This is a genomic window from Patulibacter sp. SYSU D01012, assembly GCF_017916475.1.
GTDB lineage: Bacteria > Actinomycetota > Thermoleophilia > Solirubrobacterales > Solirubrobacteraceae > Patulibacter.
The window spans coordinates 716,134-731,717 of the sequence record NZ_JAFMTB010000001.1; the positions used below are offsets into that span (position 1 = coordinate 716,134).

At 73.2% G+C, this 15,584-nt stretch carries 15 protein-coding genes; 6 read left to right on the forward strand and 9 right to left on the reverse strand.

The annotated features are described in order from the left end of the window. Positions 1–30: 30 nt before the first annotated feature. Entirely contained in the window at positions 31–1,512 is a 1,482-nt protein-coding gene (locus J3P29_RS03175; protein ID WP_210491582.1) for a hypothetical protein, read from the reverse strand. 109 nt (positions 1,513–1,621) lie between these two features. Here J3P29_RS03175 and J3P29_RS03180 point away from each other — a divergent pair, with 109 nt between their 5' ends. After that, positions 1,622–2,836: a glycosyltransferase family 4 protein gene (locus J3P29_RS03180; protein WP_210491583.1), complete on the forward strand. Its 1,215-nt coding sequence runs from the start codon at positions 1,622–1,624 to the stop codon at positions 2,834–2,836. 58 nt (positions 2,837–2,894) lie between these two features. On the opposite strand, the gene J3P29_RS03185 is transcribed toward J3P29_RS03180, so the two are convergent. Genes J3P29_RS03185 through J3P29_RS03200 form a run of 4 tightly spaced genes read right to left on the reverse strand, consistent with a single transcriptional unit; the run spans position 2,895 to position 5,799 of the window. Next, entirely contained in the window at positions 2,895–3,503 is a 609-nt protein-coding gene (locus J3P29_RS03185) for a hypothetical protein (RefSeq protein WP_210491584.1), read from the reverse strand. A 49-nt stretch (positions 3,504–3,552) separates the two neighbouring features. Next, a complete protein-coding gene (locus J3P29_RS03190; protein ID WP_210491585.1) occupies positions 3,553–4,596 on the reverse strand; it encodes a glycosyltransferase family 2 protein in 1,044 nt (347 codons plus the stop codon). Continuing rightward, positions 4,593–5,033 (reverse strand): DUF2304 domain-containing protein, encoded by a 441-nt coding sequence (locus tag J3P29_RS03195; RefSeq protein ID WP_210491586.1) that lies wholly within the window; start codon positions 5,031–5,033, stop codon positions 4,593–4,595. The genes J3P29_RS03190 and J3P29_RS03195 overlap by 4 nt, the downstream gene beginning before the upstream one ends. 10 nt (positions 5,034–5,043) lie before the next feature. After that, positions 5,044–5,799 carry a glycosyltransferase family 2 protein gene (locus J3P29_RS03200; RefSeq protein ID WP_210491587.1) on the reverse strand — a complete coding sequence of 252 codons (756 nt, stop codon included), beginning with the start codon at positions 5,797–5,799 and terminating at the stop codon, positions 5,044–5,046. A 121-nt stretch (positions 5,800–5,920) separates the two neighbouring features. On the opposite strand from J3P29_RS03200, the gene J3P29_RS03205 reads away from it, so the two are divergent. Next, positions 5,921–7,081: a glycosyltransferase family 1 protein gene (locus J3P29_RS03205; RefSeq protein ID WP_210491588.1), complete on the forward strand. Its 1,161-nt coding sequence runs from the start codon at positions 5,921–5,923 to the stop codon at positions 7,079–7,081. Here the strand turns inward: J3P29_RS03205 and J3P29_RS03210 are convergent. Both J3P29_RS03210 and gmd read right to left on the reverse strand, forming a co-directional pair. Beyond that, the gene (locus J3P29_RS03210; RefSeq protein ID WP_210491589.1) at positions 7,054–8,214 is read right to left on the reverse strand and encodes a glycosyltransferase; all 1,161 of its coding nucleotides are present in this window, start codon (positions 8,212–8,214) and stop codon (positions 7,054–7,056) included. The genes J3P29_RS03205 and J3P29_RS03210 overlap by 28 nt on opposite strands. Before the next feature lie 90 nt (positions 8,215–8,304). Beyond that, a complete protein-coding gene (gmd, locus tag J3P29_RS03215) occupies positions 8,305–9,270 on the reverse strand; it encodes a GDP-mannose 4,6-dehydratase (RefSeq protein ID WP_210491590.1) in 966 nt (321 codons plus the stop codon). A gap of 83 nt (positions 9,271–9,353) precedes the next feature. On the opposite strand from gmd, the gene J3P29_RS03220 reads away from it, so the two are divergent. Together J3P29_RS03220 and J3P29_RS03225 are read left to right on the forward strand one after the other, a co-directional pair. Next, the gene (locus tag J3P29_RS03220) at positions 9,354–10,439 is read left to right on the forward strand and encodes a glycosyltransferase family 1 protein (protein WP_210491591.1); all 1,086 of its coding nucleotides are present in this window, start codon (positions 9,354–9,356) and stop codon (positions 10,437–10,439) included. Between the two features lies 1 nt (position 10,440). Continuing rightward, the gene (locus tag J3P29_RS03225) at positions 10,441–11,586 is read left to right on the forward strand and encodes a glycosyltransferase family 1 protein (protein WP_210491592.1); all 1,146 of its coding nucleotides are present in this window, start codon (positions 10,441–10,443) and stop codon (positions 11,584–11,586) included. Here J3P29_RS03225 and J3P29_RS20615 read toward each other — a convergent pair. Together J3P29_RS20615 and J3P29_RS03235 are read right to left on the reverse strand one after the other, a co-directional pair. Then, complete coding sequence (locus J3P29_RS20615; RefSeq protein ID WP_210491593.1) at positions 11,566–12,702, reverse strand: glycosyltransferase; 1,137 nt, start codon at positions 12,700–12,702, stop codon at positions 11,566–11,568. The two genes, J3P29_RS03225 and J3P29_RS20615, sit on opposite strands and share 21 nt — an antisense overlap. A gap of 47 nt (positions 12,703–12,749) precedes the next feature. Then, complete coding sequence (locus J3P29_RS03235) at positions 12,750–13,283, reverse strand: methyltransferase domain-containing protein (protein WP_210491594.1); 534 nt, start codon at positions 13,281–13,283, stop codon at positions 12,750–12,752. Positions 13,284–13,403: 120 nt separating this feature from the next. Between J3P29_RS03235 and J3P29_RS03240 the strand changes: the two genes are divergently transcribed. Then, complete coding sequence (locus J3P29_RS03240) at positions 13,404–14,903, forward strand: lipopolysaccharide biosynthesis protein (RefSeq protein WP_210491595.1); 1,500 nt, start codon at positions 13,404–13,406, stop codon at positions 14,901–14,903. 86 nt (positions 14,904–14,989) lie between these two features. After that, positions 14,990–15,562 (forward strand): dTDP-4-dehydrorhamnose 3,5-epimerase, encoded by a 573-nt coding sequence (gene rfbC, locus J3P29_RS03245; RefSeq protein WP_210491596.1) that lies wholly within the window; start codon positions 14,990–14,992, stop codon positions 15,560–15,562. Positions 15,563–15,584: the final 22 nt, after the last annotated feature.

Here is a 15,584-nt window from a genome sequence, read left to right on the forward strand (position 1 = left end):
GCACGTCGGCCCGCGCGCCCCGGCGCCGGATCAGGCCGCCGGGGCGCCGCCGGGCAGCGGCACGCCGACCGCGCGGGCCAGCCACAGCAGCGGCCGGGCGGCGACGAGCACGACCAGCGCGGCGCACGCGACGGCGGCCGGCCAGGCGCCGACCACGCCCGCGGCGGCGAGCTCGCCCGCGACCGCCACCAGGGCGACGAGGGCCAGGATGGTCAGCGCCGCCCCGCGCCCCGACGGCGTGCGCAGCAGCGGCAGCAGCGCGCAGGCGATGACGACCAGCTCGGTCCCCCAGGTGATGCGGGCCGCCGGCTCGACGCCCAGGTGCAGCGTCAGCAGGGCGTGGGCCGCCACGTTCACCGCCAGGCCGACGGCGTTGAGCGCGAGGTAGCGGCGGCTGCGGCCGACGGTCACGTAGACGTACGCGAGCACGAACGACGTCAGCAGCAGCGGCGCGATCGGCGCCAGCAGCCGGATGTAGCGCTCGGCGCCGTCGACCACGCCCTGGCCGACGACCGCGGTCAGCAGGCCCGAGAAGGCGATCATCGCGGCGCCCAGCACGGCGCCGACGGCGGCCAGGGCGACGACCGTGCGGTGCGTCAGCGGGTCGCGCAGGAGCGCGGCGTCCTTCGCCCGGTTGGCCAGCAGCGGCAGCGCGGCCCCGGCGACGATCGCGGCGACGACCATGAGCTGGTCGACGAACTGGAACGCGAAGAGGAAGAGCGCGATCGCCGGGTCGTGCGGGTCGGCGGCGTTGATGAAGATGACGTAGGCCCGCATGTAGAGCGCGACCAGCACGAGCGCGCCCGCGAGCGGCGCCACCTCGACGAGGACGCCGCGCACGCGGTCGCGCTGGGGGCCGGGGACGTCGCGCGCCCGGGACGGGGTGATCCGCAGCTCGCGCCGCATCAGCAGCGCCAGGAGCGTCGTGGGGCCGGTGAAGCCGAGGACCGCCAGCACCGGCGCCGACGCGTCGAGGAGGGCGCCGCCGGCCAGCAGGGCCAGGCCGAGCACCGCGGCGAGCGCCTCGAGCGCCGTCTGCCGGTGCAGCCGCTGGTCGACCTGCAGCCAGGGCGTGGCGTTCAGGATCAGCGCCCGCGGCAGGACCTGGCCGCCCAGCAGGACGGCCAGCACCGCCGTGCCGGACCCGCGCAGGCCGACGGTGATCCCGACCACGAGGACCAGCGCGAGGGTGGCGAGGGCCAGCCGCACGGGGACGAGCGCGGCCGGCGACGGCGCCCGCTCGGGCTCCTGGACCAGGCGCCGGACGACGATGGGGGACACCCCGGGGTCGACGGCGAAGGCGAGGAAGCCGACGAGCTGCAGGACGGTGCCCCAGTCGGTGTAGCCGGCCTTGCCGATCGCCCGCAGCACGATCGCGGTGCTCGCCGCGACGGCCAGCACCGACACGATGCGGGCGCCGACCTGGGCGACGACGGTGCGGCGGGCGCCCGCGGCGGTCGGGGCGGGGCCCAGCGGCGCGGGATCGAGGGGGACGTCGGGGACGGAGCTCAACGGGGCGTCCGCGGGGGTCGTCCGCGGCGTGCCCATCGTAGGGACCGCCGGGCGGAGGGGAGCCGCGCGGCCGGGCGGCGGCGCGGCGCCCGGCGCTAGCCTCCGCCCGATGCGGATCACGTGGCTGACGCCCGAGCTGCCCTACTGGCCCGGCGGCAGCGGCGGATCGACCCGCCAGTTCCAGCTCGTGCGCGAGCTGGTGCGGCGCGGCCACGACGTCGACGTCGTGGCGCCCGTGCACCCCGACCAGCGCGAGGGCGCCGGGACGCTGGCGCAGGCGGGGGCCGAGCTCTTCCGCGTCGACCGCCCCGCCTCGCGCGTCGGCGAGGTGCTCGCCGCGGTGCGCACGCGCCCCGCCGTCGCCGTGCGGGCGCTGACGATGCCGGTCGCCGCCTGGCAGGTCGAGGTCTTCTGGACGGCGCTGCGCGCCCAGGCCGAGCGGGCGCTGGCCCGCCGCCCCGACGCCGTGCTCGTCGAGCACGACTGGGCCGCCCGCTGGGCGCGCGACCTGCCGGCGGAGCTGCCGAAGGTCTCCGGGCTGGAGAACCTGTCGTGGGACTACTACGCGCGCCGCGCGGCCGCCGCCGAGGGCCTGCAGCGCGACCTGCTGCGGATCGAGGCGCAGCGCTTCCGCCGCTTCGACGCGCGGACGCTGCGCGCGTTCGACCTGCTGCTGGCGATGTCCGAGCTGGACCGCCACATCCTGGCCCGCGTGTCCGACCGTCCGTCCGCGGTGGTGCCCAACGGCGTCGACACGGGCGCGCTGCGCGCGGCGCCGCTGCCCGGCACGCCGACGGTCCTCTTCACCGGCACGTTCGGCTACGCGCCGAACGCCGAGGCGCTGCGCTGGTTGCTGACCGAGATCTGGCCGCGGATCCGCGCCCGGGTGCCCGCCGCCGAGCTGCTCGTCGTCGGGCGCGGCGTGCCGGACGAGATCGCGGCGCTGGCGGGCGAGGGCGTCACCCTGGCCGGCTTCGTCCCCGAGATGCAGCCGTGGTTCGACCGCGCCCAGGTCGTCCTCGTCCCGATGCGCTCGGGCGGCGGCACGCGGCTGAAGGTGCTCGACGGCCTGGCGAGCGGCCGGCCGCTCGTCTCGACCACGATGGGCGCGATGGGCGTCGACGTGACGGACGGGCAGGACGTGCTGCTGGCCGACGGCGCCGACGCGTTCGCCGACGCGACCGCGCGGGTGCTGGGCGACCCGGCGCTCGCGGCGCGCCTGGGCGCCGCGGGACGCGGTCTGGCGGAGCGGGTCTACGACTGGGGTGCCATCGGCGGGCGGCTGGAGGAGCTGCTGCGGGGGATCGTGGCGCGGCGCCGCTAGAGCGCATCAGCATCCCGCTGCCCGGGGCGGCGCTCCGGACGGCGGGGACGCACGAAGGTCAGAGGCGCGTGACGCGCAGCGTCGTGCGCGCCTTGGCGACGAGGTGGTTGATCTGGCGGACCAGTCGGCTGTTCCGGGCGACGAGGGCGTGAGCCTCGGCGGAGTCGCGATCGCAGCCATGGACGACCGCGAAGGCGCGGATCTGCGCGTACCTGTTGGTCTGCACCCGCACAGGCGCGAAGCCGTACGCGCCCGTCAGGAGCGGCTCGCCTTCGCCGCCCGCGAGCGTCGGGCCGTCCGTGCCCCACGCGCCGTCCCGACGTTCGCCGCGCCCAAACGGTGCGTCACCCACGGCGATGCGCACCTGCTCGGCGATGCTGCGGCCGGTCGCCTTGCCACGGACGCTGACGGTGATCCGGGCGACGCAGCCGTTGCTGCCGGCGACGCGAAACGCGGCGACGGTGTGACGGGCGGCCCGGTTCGTGGCCTGCCAGCCCCGCGGCGTCGTGAAGCTCGCCGTCCCCGCCACCAGCGTCTTGGCGGACAGCGAGCTGCGGACCTTGAAGGTGGTCGTCGCAGGCGCGGCGCGCACCGGCGCGGCCGCGACGGCGGACCCGAGGACGGAGCCCACGAGCAGGAGGACGGGGAACCGGGGAGAGACACGCACGCCGACGGTATACCGCGACGAGCGGCCTCGGGGCGGCATCCGCCAACCCTCAGAGCAGCGCGCGCACCAGGCGCCAGAACAGCGCCTGGGCCGCCTCGGCGCCCGGGATCGCCTTCGCGGCGGCCAGGAAGTCGGAGTCCAGGCTGCTCGTCAGGCCGCGGGCGAAGGTGGCCGCGTCGATGCGCGCCGTCGCCTGGGTGCGGCGGCGGTGGCGCACCATCGCGGGCAGCTCGCGCAGGACGGCCCGCTGTGCGCGCAGCTTCGGCCGGCCCCACCCGGCGCGCCACGCGACGGGCAGCAGCAGCAGCTCGAACAGCAGCAGCGCCGGCAGCAGCGGCAGCAGCAGGCGCGTGGGGTAGGTGCCCAGGATCGTCCACCAGCGGTTGCGCTCCAGGTGGAACCACTTGTAGTCGCCCTTCGTGAAGGCGTAGTCGTGCGTGGCCCGGGCCGCGGGCGCCACGCCGACGCCCCAGCCGGCCAGCCGCAGCCGCAGCGACAGGTCCAGGTCCTCGCCGTACATGAAGTAGTGGCGCTGGAAGCCGCCGGCGGCGTCCCATGCCTCGCGGCGGATGACCATGGCGGCGCCGGACGCGAACCCCACCTCGACCGGCGCGGTGGGCGCCTGGGCGACGGGCTTGCCGTGCCCGCCGGCCCAGCCGAAGCCGAGGTAGTGGACGAGGTTGCCCTGCGTGTTGACGGTCTGGCCGTCGGGCAGCGTGACGAGCGCCTGCCAGGTGCCCCACCCGGGCCGCTCGGCCGCCGTGGCGCGCAGCGCGTCCAGGAAGCCGGGCTGCGGCACGGTGTCGGGGTTGAGGAGCAGCAGCAGCTCGGCCGTGCTGGCGTCGGCGCCGACGTGGCAGCCGGCCGCGAAGCCGCCGTTGACGCCCGTCTCGATCACGGTGGCGCGCGGCAGGGCGCGGCGGGCGGCCGCGGCGCTGTCGTCCGGGGACGCGTTGTCGACCAGCACGACCTCGTCCTGCGGGCCCAGCTGCGGCTCGAGGGCGGCGAGCGTGGCGGGGATCTCGTCGGCGTTGCCGTGCAGCACGACGATCACCGCGATCGCCGGCTCGGCCGCGGACGGCGGGGTGCTCATCGGTCGTCCGCGTCCGCGGCGGACGGCTGGCCGGGGGCGCCGGTCGCGACGGGCGGCGGCGGGAGCGGCGGCGCGTCCTGCGGGTCGCGTCCGGCCTCCAGGTGCTCCAGCCGCCGTTGCAGCAGCCCCACGTGCTGCGCCAGCACCTTGTTCTGCTCCGCCAGGCGCGAGATGACGACCGAGAAGTGCAGCAGCAGCATCGCGATGAAGCCGAGGGCGACGGCGAAGAGCGTCGACGGGCCGTAGCCCACGCCGATCGCGCGCGACACCTGGTCGAGCAGCTGGCTCCAGACGGACAGCCCCAGCAGCACGATGGCGGTGAACAGCCACAGCAGCGCGTAGCGCTCGAGCAGCCGCCGGCGCCGGACCAGCTCGAAGACGAGCAGGAACAGCCCCAGGCTGACCAGGATGGAGACGATCTGCAGCTGGCTGCGCACGGCGACGGGGCTAGATGCCGGGCTCGGCGGTGACGGCGGCGGGGTCGCCGGGCTCGACGACCGGGCGGGCGCGCAGCAGGCCGATCAGGATCGCAAGCAGCACCTTCACCATGTACAGCCCCGAGTGCAGCGGCCGGATCGACGACGCGCCGGTGGTGCGGGCGCGCATCCGCACGGGCACCTCCTGCCGCGAGAGCCGGTGCGCGTGCAGCATCAGCACGGCCTCGACCTCGGGGTAGTCGTGCGGGTAGTCGCGGGCGAACAGCTCGATCGCCTTGCGGTCGCACATGCGGAAGCCCGACGTGGGGTCGGTGACCTTCTGCCGCGTGATGAGCGACAGCAGCAGCGCGAAGAAGCGGATGCCGATGCGGCGCGTCAGCGACGAGCGGAAGCCGTCGCGGTCGGGCGTCAGGAAGCGCGACCCGGTGACCATGTTCAGCCCGGGGGTGGAGCGCAGGTGCTGCAGCAGCGTGTCGATCTCGGCCGCCATGTGCTGCCCGTCGCCGTCCACCTGCACCGCGACGTCGTAGCCGTGGTCCTGCGCGTACAGGTAGCCGGCCTGCACGGCGCCGCCGATGCCCAGGTTGAACGGCAGCTCGACCACCTCGGCGCCGCACTCGCGGGCGCGCTGCGCGGTGGCGTCCGTCGACCCGTCGTCGACCACGACCACGTCGAACGCTGGCGCGTTCTGCTGGATGTCGGCGATCGTGGTGGCGATCGCATCCACCTCGTTGTAGGCGGGGACGATGGCGAGGAGCTTGGACATGCCGAGGGACGGCCGCGGCGACGGGAAGGCGGCCCGCCGGCCCAGCGAGCCGCGCGGCGGCGCGCGCGGACAGAGGCGCAGCGTAGTTCATGCCCGCCGGAGCGTGCGAGGATCCCCCGTCGTGGCCGCCCCGATCACCGTCGCCCTGAACCTGATCTACCTCGTCCCGGGCGAGACCGGCGGCATGGAGGTGTACGCCCGCGAGCTGCTGCCGCGGCTGGCGGCGATCGACGGCATCGAGCCGGTGGCGATCGTCAACGAGGTCGCCGCCGGGGACGCGGACGCCCCGTGGCGCACGGCCATGCGCTCCGTCGTGGCGCCGGTCGACGCCCGCGACCGCAAGCAGTGGGTGTGGGGCGAGCAGCGCCACGTCCCCCGGCTGGCGACGGCGGCGGGCGCCGACCTGATCCACAGCCTGGCGTCGACCGGCCCGGGCCGCCTGGCGGGCGGCCCGCCGAAGGTCACCACGGTGCACGACCTGCACTACGCCGTGGCGCCGGGCGCCCACTTCGGCCTGCGCGGGCTGGGGATGCGGGTGCTGGTACCGGCGGCGGTGAAGGCGTCGGCCCGGATCATCGCCGACTCGCAGGCGACGAAGGACGACGTGGTCCGCCACATCGGCACTCCCGCGGAGCGGATCGACGTCGTCCACCTGGCGACCACGCTGCCGTCCGCCACCGCCACCGCCACCGCCCCCGTCACCCCCGCCGACGAGTTGCGCGTGCGCCTGGGGCTCGGCGACCGGCCGGTGCTGCTGAGCATGGCCGCCAAGCGGCCTCACAAGAACGTGGAGGGGCTGATCGACGCGCTCGCGCGGATCCCGCCCGAGCGCCGTCCGGTGCTTGTCGTCCCGGGCTACGCGACGGAGCACGAGCCCGTCCTGCTGCGCCGGGCGGTGGCCCGCAACGTGGCCCGCGACGTGGTCTTCCCCGGGTGGCTGTCGCGAGCGGACGTGGAGGGCCTGTGGCGCCTGTGCGTGGCGCACGTCTTCCCGTCGTTCTACGAGGGGTTCGGCCTGCCGGTGCTCGAGGCGATGGCGCGGGGCGTGCCGGGGGCGTGCGGCGACCGCGCGTCGATGCCCGAAGTGGCTGGCGGTGCGACGCTGCTGTTCGACCCGGGCGACGTGGAGGCGATCCGCGGCACGATCGAGCGGCTCGTCGGCGACGACGCGCTGCGCGCGGGCCTGCGTCGCCGCGGGCTGGAGCGTGCGGCCGACTTCTCCTGGGAGCGGACCGCGTCGGCGACCGCCGGGGCCTACCGGCGCACCGTGTCCGGGGCGTAGCCGGCCGAGACGACGCGCAGCGACGCGTCGAGCGACAGGCGCTCGGCGTGCTCGGCGCACCAGGCCCGGGTGGACGCCCGTAGGTCCTCGCCGGCCGCGTGGCAGGCCACGATGGCGCCAGCGATCGAGTCCCCGGTCGCCTCGGCGGCGACGTGGCCGTTCACGCCGTCGTCCACCAGCTCGACGGCCGCGTTGTCGGGGCCCTCGACGACGACCGCCGGCACGCCGTGCCCCGACGCCTCCACGACGACCAGGCCGTAGCCCTCGCGGGAGGAGGGCTGCACCACGCACGTCGCGGTGCGCATGGCGTCGTCGATGACCGCGGCGTCGACGAAGCCGGGGACTTCTACGACGTCCTGCAGCCCCAGCTCGGCCACGCGCGCCCGGACGCGGTCCTGCTCGGGCCCGCCCCCGAAGATGCGCCCACGCAGGTCCGGGACCCGCTCGCGTGCGGCGGCGATCGCGTCGACCACCAGCCACGCCCGCTTCTCGGGGATCATGCGGCCCGCGTAGACGACCGTCGGCGGATCCGCCGCGGGGGCCGGGATCGCGGCCTCCAACGTGCCGGCGTGCATCCCGGTCAGGTGGGTGACGCGTCCGCGCAGCCCGAGCCCGCGCAGCCGCTCGGCGTACCGCTCGCTGAAGACGTAGGCCGTCTGCGGCATCCACGCGCAGACGCGCTGCACCGTCCAGCCGATGCGTCCGCCGATGGTGCCCAGGTAGCCGCGCCAGTAGTCGCGGCTCCACACCTCGAACCAGTCGCACGTCACGCCGTAGCGGCCGAGCGGACGGGCGGCCTCGGCGGCCAGCAGCGAGAAGTACGGGAACGACGAGGTATGGACGACGTCGTACTCGCGGCCGTGCCGCAGCAGGTGGCCGAGGACGCCCCAGCCGAAGCGCAGCGGCGGCTGGATGCGCCGCGTGCCGTTCGCGTACAGCTCCATCCGCGGACCGACGGGGATCACGCGCACCCCGGGGATGCGTGGCTCGTCGCCGGGATCCCACTGCGTCAGCGTCAGGTACGTCACCTCGTGCCCGTCGGCGACGAGGCGCTCGGCGAGCCCCCGGTACCAGCGCTCGCCACCGCCCACGGTCCACGGGTAGAGGCAGTCGTAGACCAGGCAGATGCGCACGGGCGAGGGTGAACGTCGGGGGCGGTGGGACTCGCCGAGCTGCGGCGCCGGACGAGGGAGCGCCCGGGCCGCGCCGGGCGCCCTGGGGCGCTACTTGGAGAGCAGCTCCAGGTCGGCGCGGGTCATCAGGCGGATGAGCTCCTCGAAGCTGGTCTCGGGGACCCAGCCGAGCTTGTCCTTCGCCTTCGCCGGGTCGCCGATGAGCAGGTCGACCTCGGCCGGGCGCACGAACTGCGGATCGATCTCGACGTACTTGGTGAAGTCGCCCAGCCCGGCCTCGTCGAAGGCGACCTCCACGCACTCCTTGACCGTGTGCGTCTCGCCGGTGGCGATGACGAAGTCCTCGGCGGTGTCCTGCTGCAGCATCAGCCACATCGCCTGCACGTAGTCCTTGGCGTAGCCCCAGTCGCGCTTGGCGTCCAGGTTGCCCAGCGCCAGCTTATCGCGCAGACCGTGCTTGATCGCGGCGGCGTGCCAGGTGATCTTGCGCGTGACGAACTCCAGGCCACGGCGCGGCGACTCGTGGTTGAACAGGATCCCCGACGTGGCGTGGAGGTCGTAGGACTCGCGGTAGTTGACCGTGATGAAGTGGCCGTACACCTTCGCCACCCCGTACGGCGAGCGCGGGTACAGCGGCGTGTCCTCGGTCTGGGGCACCTCGCGCACCTTGCCGAACATCTCCGACGAGGACGCCTGATAGAACCGCGCCTCCGGCGCCGCCTCACGCATCGCCTCCAGAACCCGCGTCACGCCGACCCCGGTGAAGTCGGCCGTCAGCGTCGGCTGCACCCAGGAGAGCCCGACGAAGCTCATCGCGGCCAGGTTGTAGATCTCGTCCGGCGCCGATGCGCGGATCGTGTCCACCAGCGAGCGCTGGTCGAGCAGATCGCCCTGGTGCAGGGTGATCTTGTCGCGCAGGTGCTCGATCCGGTCGAACTTCTCCGTCGACGCCCGGCGCACCATGCCGTGGACCTCGTACCCCTTCTCGAGCAGCAGCTCGGCGAGGTACGAGCCGTCCTGGCCGGTGATCCCGGTGATGAGCGCACGCTTCGGCATGCGCGCAGCCTAGGGGACGAGGACCGCTCGTGTCCCCGTCGACCGGCGGCGGTCCGGTGCGGCATCACGCCTAAGCTCGTGCCATGCACGTCGCGATCGACGCACGAGCGGCCTCCGAGGTTCCCGCTGGACGGGGCCGGTACGTCCGGGAGCTCCTGCGCGCGCTGGCCGCGCGCGACGACGACCACCGCTACGACCTGATTGCCCGGACGCCGTGGGGCGGCAGCCTTGACGAGCGCTTCCGCTGGCGCTGCTTCCCCGGCACCGACCCCTGGTGGCCGCTCGGCGTGGGGCCGCGCCTCGGCCGCGTCGACGTGACGCTCGCGACCAACTCGTACCTGTTCGCCGTCACGGCTCCGCGGCCGACCGTCGCGTTCGTCCACGACATGGTCGTCTTCGACCCCGAGAGCCGGCCGCCCGCCGGTGCGGCTGCGGAGCGCGTGACCCTGCCGCTGGCCGTCAGACGGGCCACGGCCTTCGCGTGCAACTCCGGCGCCACCCGCGACGCCCTCGTCGCGCGATTCCCTGCCGTCGCGGGGCGGACCGTCGTGACGCCGCTGGGTGTGGACCAGACGCTCGCCGCGCAGGCAACGCGCGGGGGCGATGTCGTCGCGCGCCTGCGGCTACCGCAGCGCTATGTGCTCTCGGTCGGGACGCGCGAGCCCCGCAAGAACCTGGTACGCGCGATCGCCGCGTTCGCCGAGCTGCCCGCCGATGTCCGGGCCGAGCGGCGGCTCGTGATCGTCGGGCACCCAGGCTGGGACGACGCGGAGATTGACACCGCGTTGCGCGACGCGGGTGACCTCGTGCACCTGGCCGGATTCGTGGACGACGCCGATCTGCCGGCGGTCTACGCCGCGGCGGACGCATTCGTGTACGTCTCGTTCCACGAGGGATTCGGTCTGCCGGTTCTCGAGGCGATGGCCGTCGGAACGCCGGTCGTCACGTCGAACGTGTCCAGCCTTCCCGAGGTGGCTGGCGACGCGGCGCTCACCGTCGACCCACGGTCGGTGCCGGCGATCCGTGACGCACTGTCCCGTGTCCTGTCTGACGGTGGACTCGCGGCGAGCCTCATCGAACGAGGCACGCGGCGCGCGACGGCCTACTCCTGGGCACGAACCGCTGACACGACCCTCGCGTTGCTCGCCGACGCTCGAAAGGGACGTTGACGTGCGCGTCGCCCTGAATCTTCTTGCGTTCGGGCCGCGAGCGGGCGGTGTCGGCCGGTACGTGCGTGAGTTGGCGCCCGCCATGCTCGCGGCACGCCCCGACCTCGAGCTCCAGCTTCTCGCGCCGCGGGATGCGCCCGACTGGCTCACTGCGCTGGCGGATCATGACCGGGTCGCTATGACGCGACTGCGGACCCTGAGCCATGCGCCGCACATGCTCTACCCGACTCAGCTCGGCGCGATCGGTTTCTTGGCACGCCGAGCAGGGTGTGATCTGGTCCACGGACCCGCGAACTTCGCTCCGCTCGTCGGCATCCCGACGGTCGTGACGGTCCACGACGTGATGTGGGTCGAACACGCCGAGCTGGCAGGGTTCAGCCCGGTTGCCTCCAGGGTGTGGCGCGACTTGACGAGGATGTGCACGACGACCGCGCGGGTCGTCATCGCTGACACGCATGCCACCGCCCGGGACCTCCAGCGACTTCTCAGCGTGCCTGCGCGCAAGATCGATGTCGTGATGCTGGGCGCAGGCATCGATGTGACCGCGACCCCAACGAAGCCCGACGTGCTCCGTGCTCGGTATGGCCTCGACAGAGCCCGTGTCGTGTTGAGCGTGGGACAGAAACGTCCGCACAAGAACGTCGAGACCTTGATCCGCGCTCTGCGTGACCTGCCTGACGACGTCGTCCTGGTGGCGCCCGGCGCCGACCATGGGCATGGTGCCGCCCTCGAACGGCTGGCGGAGGAACTGGGCGTCGCACATCGTGTGCGTCTCCCCAGTTGGGTGAGCGATGAAGACCTCGAGGGCCTCTACGGTCTTGCGACGGCCGACGTACAGGTGTCGCTCATGGAGGGCTTCGGCCTCCCTGCGCTCGAGGCCATGCAGCGCGGCGTGCCCACCGTCGTGTCGACCACTCCTGCTCTGGTCGAGGCAGCCGGCGATGGCGCAGAGGTCGTTGCTCCCTTGGACCATGAGGCTGTGGCCGCAGCCGTGCGGAGGATTCTCGATGACTCGCGATGGTCGGCGGCGTTGGCCGAACGTGGGCACCGCCGGGTCAAGCAGCTCACGTGGGCCCACACCGCACAGAAGACCGTCGCAGCGTACGACCGTGCACTCTCTCCGACGTCACGGGCGGCCGACGGCTAGCACCCGGTCGTACGCGCCGGCCAGGCGCTCGGCGGCGGCCTCGACGGCGTAGAGCCGGACTCGCTCCTGGTCCCGCACGCGGTGTGGCTCCGACGCGCCGCCAGCCAGGACGCCAGCGACCAGTGCCGTGGCGAGCCCCACCCAGTCTCCGGGCGCCACGTACGTCGCGTGCGGTCCCGCGACCTCGGGGATCGCGCCTGAAGTGGTGGTGACGATCGGCAGCCCGGCGGCGTGCGCCTCGGCGAGGACCATGCCGAACTGCTCCTCCCATGACCAGATCGGCATGCTGCCGAGCCACAGCGCCGAGGCCGCCGAGTACACGGCGGGCATCTCGTCGTACGGCACGAACGACCGGAATGTGACGCGGTCCGCGATGCCAAGGTCCCCGGCGTAGCGGCGCAGTCGGTCCTCGTCCGGGCCCGTGCCCACCACGACGACGCGCGGTACCACGGGGGCCCCGCGCCGCAGCAGCAGCGCGACGGCACGGAACAAGTCCTGGTGGCCCTTCTCCCACACCAGGCGGCCGGCGGACAGGATCTCGGGCACGTCGGTGCGCGTCGGCCCGGCGGGCCTGAAGCGGGTGGTGTCGATGCCCGGCGCGCAGATCTCCATGCGGTCGGCGGCGACGCCTTCGACCAGCAGCGCGTCGCGGGCGCGCTCGGTCGCGGGGAGGAACAGGTCGGTGTGCTGCAACACGGCGCGCCGGTAGGGACGCGTGCGCACGTTGCGGTAGGCGTCGGCGAAGGGAAGCGTCTCCCAGACGTTCGTCACCAGGCGGAAGCCCAGACGTTCGCGCAGCCGTGCGGCTTGAGCCGTGTACCAATAGCCGAGCTCCTGGCCGTGCACGATGTCGGCACCGCGCAGCGCGTCCGCCAAGCCCAGGTAGCGGTCGCCCGGCAGCCGGGTCAGTAGGTCGCCAGCCCGGCCCTTCGGCAGCAGGTCGCGGACGGTGCGGACCGGCGTCCGCTCGAGCGGCAGCGCGCTGGCGTCGAAACCGTCGCCCCGCAGCGGTTGGGGCACGACCACGTCGAACCGCTCGCTCAGGAGCGTCCAGGGGCGCAGTTCCCACGGGTTGGCCTGATGCCCGCGAAGGACGACGACTCGGGGTCGGGACACGCGCCGAAGCCTACGGACTCGACCCGCGCGGGCATCGCGCCGGGCGCTCAGCGGATCAGCGTCGCCTCGATGTTCGACGCGGGGAACATCCGCCCCAGCGGCGAACCCTCGTACCACCGCTGGCGGGCCGGCGAGCGGTTCGCCCACGGCTCGATGGCGTAGTTCCAGGGGTAGCCGCGGTAGCGGTGGAACACGAGCTTCGCGGACTCCAGCCGGGCGAACTTGAAGTCGAAGTAGTGCGGCCACTGCGTGAACGGGCTGCTCTCGCAGAAGAAGCCCATGGTCTCGACCGAGAAGCCGGTGACGTGGGTGGGGTCGATCCACAGCGAGGTCGACGAGAAGTGCGGCGAACTCATCCACAGGCGGGCGCCGGGGCGCATCACGCGGTGCAGCTCGCGCATCACCGGGATGAGCTGGACGTGCTCGAGCACGTCCTTGGCGACGACCTCGTCCACCGTGCCGGTGTCGAAGGGCAGCGGCTCGTTCAGGTCGTGCACGACATCGACGCCGTCCAGGCCGACGGAGTCGACGTTCACGTAGCCGGGGCGGATGTCATTGCCGCAGCCGAGGTTCAGGCGCATGGTCACCGATCGTCGTTTCGCGTCGTCGGCGGCTCGCCGCCGCCCGATGGAGAGCAGCGTACGAGGCCCGGCGCCGCGGGGCGTCGCCGATGCCGGGGCGCCCGGCTACCCTCGACGGTCGTGTCCGATGTGAGCCCCGCGCCCGACGCGACGGACGTCCTCGACGGCCCAGAGGCGGGCGGGAAGGTGATTTCCGGTGCCGCGCTGCGCGTAGTGTTCTACGCGTTGGGATCGTTGCTGGCGGTGGGGTCGACCGCCGTCGTCTCCCGTCATCTGGGGATCGCGGGATTTGACGGGTTCGCGACCGTCCTGTCGCTCACTGCCGTCGCGCTCCTCGTGACGGACTTCGGCCTGACGGCGCTCGGCGTCCGGGAGTACGTTGCGCAGACCGGCGAGCAGCGCGCCCACATGATGGCCGTGATGGTGACCCTACGGCTGCTGCTGATGGGACTCGCCACGGTGGGGATGCTCGTCTTCGCCCTCGTTAGCGGGTTCTCGAGCGAGCTGCTCGTCGGCACGGCGCTCGCGGGTGTCGGACTGATCGCCCAGGCCGTGCCGGCGACGTACAGCCTGCCGCTTGCAGCCACGCTGCGTCTCGGGTGGGTCGGGGGGATCGACTTCGTCCGGCAGGCCGTGCAGGCGCTCTGCCTGGTCGTCCTCGCCGCGGTCGGGGCGGGTGTGGCGCCGCTCCTCGGGAGCTTGATCCCCGCCGGGCTGGTGTCGCTCGCGGCGGCCGCAGCAGTCGCCCGGGGCCTCGCGCCATTGTGGCCCCGATGGGACCTTGCCGAGATGCGTCGGCTGCTGCGCATGTCGTTCAGCTACGCCATAGGCACGAGCATCGGTTCGATCTACGCGTATGTCGCACAGATCGTCACCCATCTATCGACGACGGAGCACGAGAGCGGGCTCTTTGCCCTGTCGTTCCGGGTCTTCTCGGTCGTCGTCGCCGTGGCGATCATCGTTGTCGGCAGCGCCTACCCAATTCTGACCCGTGCCGCCGGCAGCGAGGACGGTGAGCGCTTCGAGTACGCCGGCACCCGCCTGGTCGAAGGCGTGGTGCTGATCGGGACGGTGTTCGCGCTCGTCCTGGGCGTCGGCGCCCCGCTGATCGTCGAGGTGCTCGGCGGCCCCCAATACGGCGACGCCGTCGATGTCGCGCGTTTGCACGCGCTGGCACTGCCCGGATCGTTCGCCGTCGCCGCCGGCTCGTTCCTGCTGCTTTCGTTGCGCCGCCACCGCACGCTGCTGCGCATCAACGTGTCGATCCTGGTGGCGAGCATTGCCTTGACCGCGGCCATGGCGTCCGCGTGGGGCGCAACCGGCGCGGCGACTGCGATGGTCATCACCGAATACGCCCTGGCTGGTGCCTTCCTCCTGGCCGTCCGCCAGGCCGGCTCGGACGTGGCGATGGGTCGCCGCGTGCTCTTGTCGCTGCTCGGGGCGGCCGCGCTGGCCGTTGTGATCGGCGCGGGACTGCAGACGCTCATCGACGGTGCCGCCTGGAGCGCCGTTTGTGCCGCGGCGTCCTGTCTGACGTTCCTCGTCGTGACGACGGCGACGGGTGGCGTGCCGGCGGAGATCACCCACGCCGTGCGCGGCCGCCTGCGTCGTCGCGCCTGAGCGGCCGTTCAATCGACCGACCGGCACGCTGAACCCGTGGTACCGCCGAGCGGCGAACGGCTGCGCCAGCGACTACCGTGCCGGCCATGGAGATCCGCGAGACGTCGCTGCCCGACGCCAAGCTCATCGTTCCCCGCGTGTTCCCGGACGAGCGCGGGTTCTTCGCCGAGACGTTCCGCGAGAACGTGCTGGCCGAGGCCGGCATCCACGACACTTGGGTGCAGGACAACCACTCACGGTCCTCGTACGGCGTCGTGCGCGGGCTGCACTTCCAGATCGGCAAGGGCGCCGCAAAGCTCGTCCGCTGCGGCCGCGGCCACATCTGGGACGTCATCGTCGACCTGCGCAAGGGCTCGCCGACGTACGGCAAGTGGCAGGGCTTCGACCTGACCGACGAGAACATGCACGTCCTGTACGTGCCGGTCGGCTTCGCGCACGGCTTCTGCGTCATGAGCGACGTCGCGGACGTGCTCTACAAGCAGACGAACTACTACTCCGGTGAGGTCGAGCGCGGTATCGCGTATAACGACCGCGAGGTTGCGGTCGCTTGGCCGCTAGCGCCTGAGTTGATTCTGGTTTCAGACCGTGATGCCAGCGCCCCGTCTCTTCACGACATTGCGGAGCAACTTGTCTTCAACGAGACATCGGTGAACGGTTGATATCCCCTAGGCGGGAAACTTG

Bases quoted from the DNA above. Each gene is read 5' to 3' on its own strand.
- J3P29_RS03180 (WP_210491583.1), top strand. From the start codon at position 1,622: ATGCGGATCACGTGGCTGACGCCCGAGCTGCCCTACTGGCCCGGCGGC.
- J3P29_RS03190 (WP_210491585.1), bottom strand. From the start codon at position 4,596: ATGAGCACCCCGCCGTCCGCGGCCGAGCCGGCGATCGCGGTGATCGTC.
- J3P29_RS03200 (WP_210491587.1), bottom strand. From the start codon at position 5,799: ATGTCCAAGCTCCTCGCCATCGTCCCCGCCTACAACGAGGTGGATGCG.
- gmd (WP_210491590.1), bottom strand. From the start codon at position 9,270: ATGCCGAAGCGTGCGCTCATCACCGGGATCACCGGCCAGGACGGCTCG.
- J3P29_RS03220 (WP_210491591.1), top strand. From the start codon at position 9,354: ATGCACGTCGCGATCGACGCACGAGCGGCCTCCGAGGTTCCCGCTGGA.
- J3P29_RS03235 (WP_210491594.1), bottom strand. From the start codon at position 13,283: ATGCGCCTGAACCTCGGCTGCGGCAATGACATCCGCCCCGGCTACGTG.
- rfbC (WP_210491596.1), top strand. From the start codon at position 14,990: ATGGAGATCCGCGAGACGTCGCTGCCCGACGCCAAGCTCATCGTTCCC.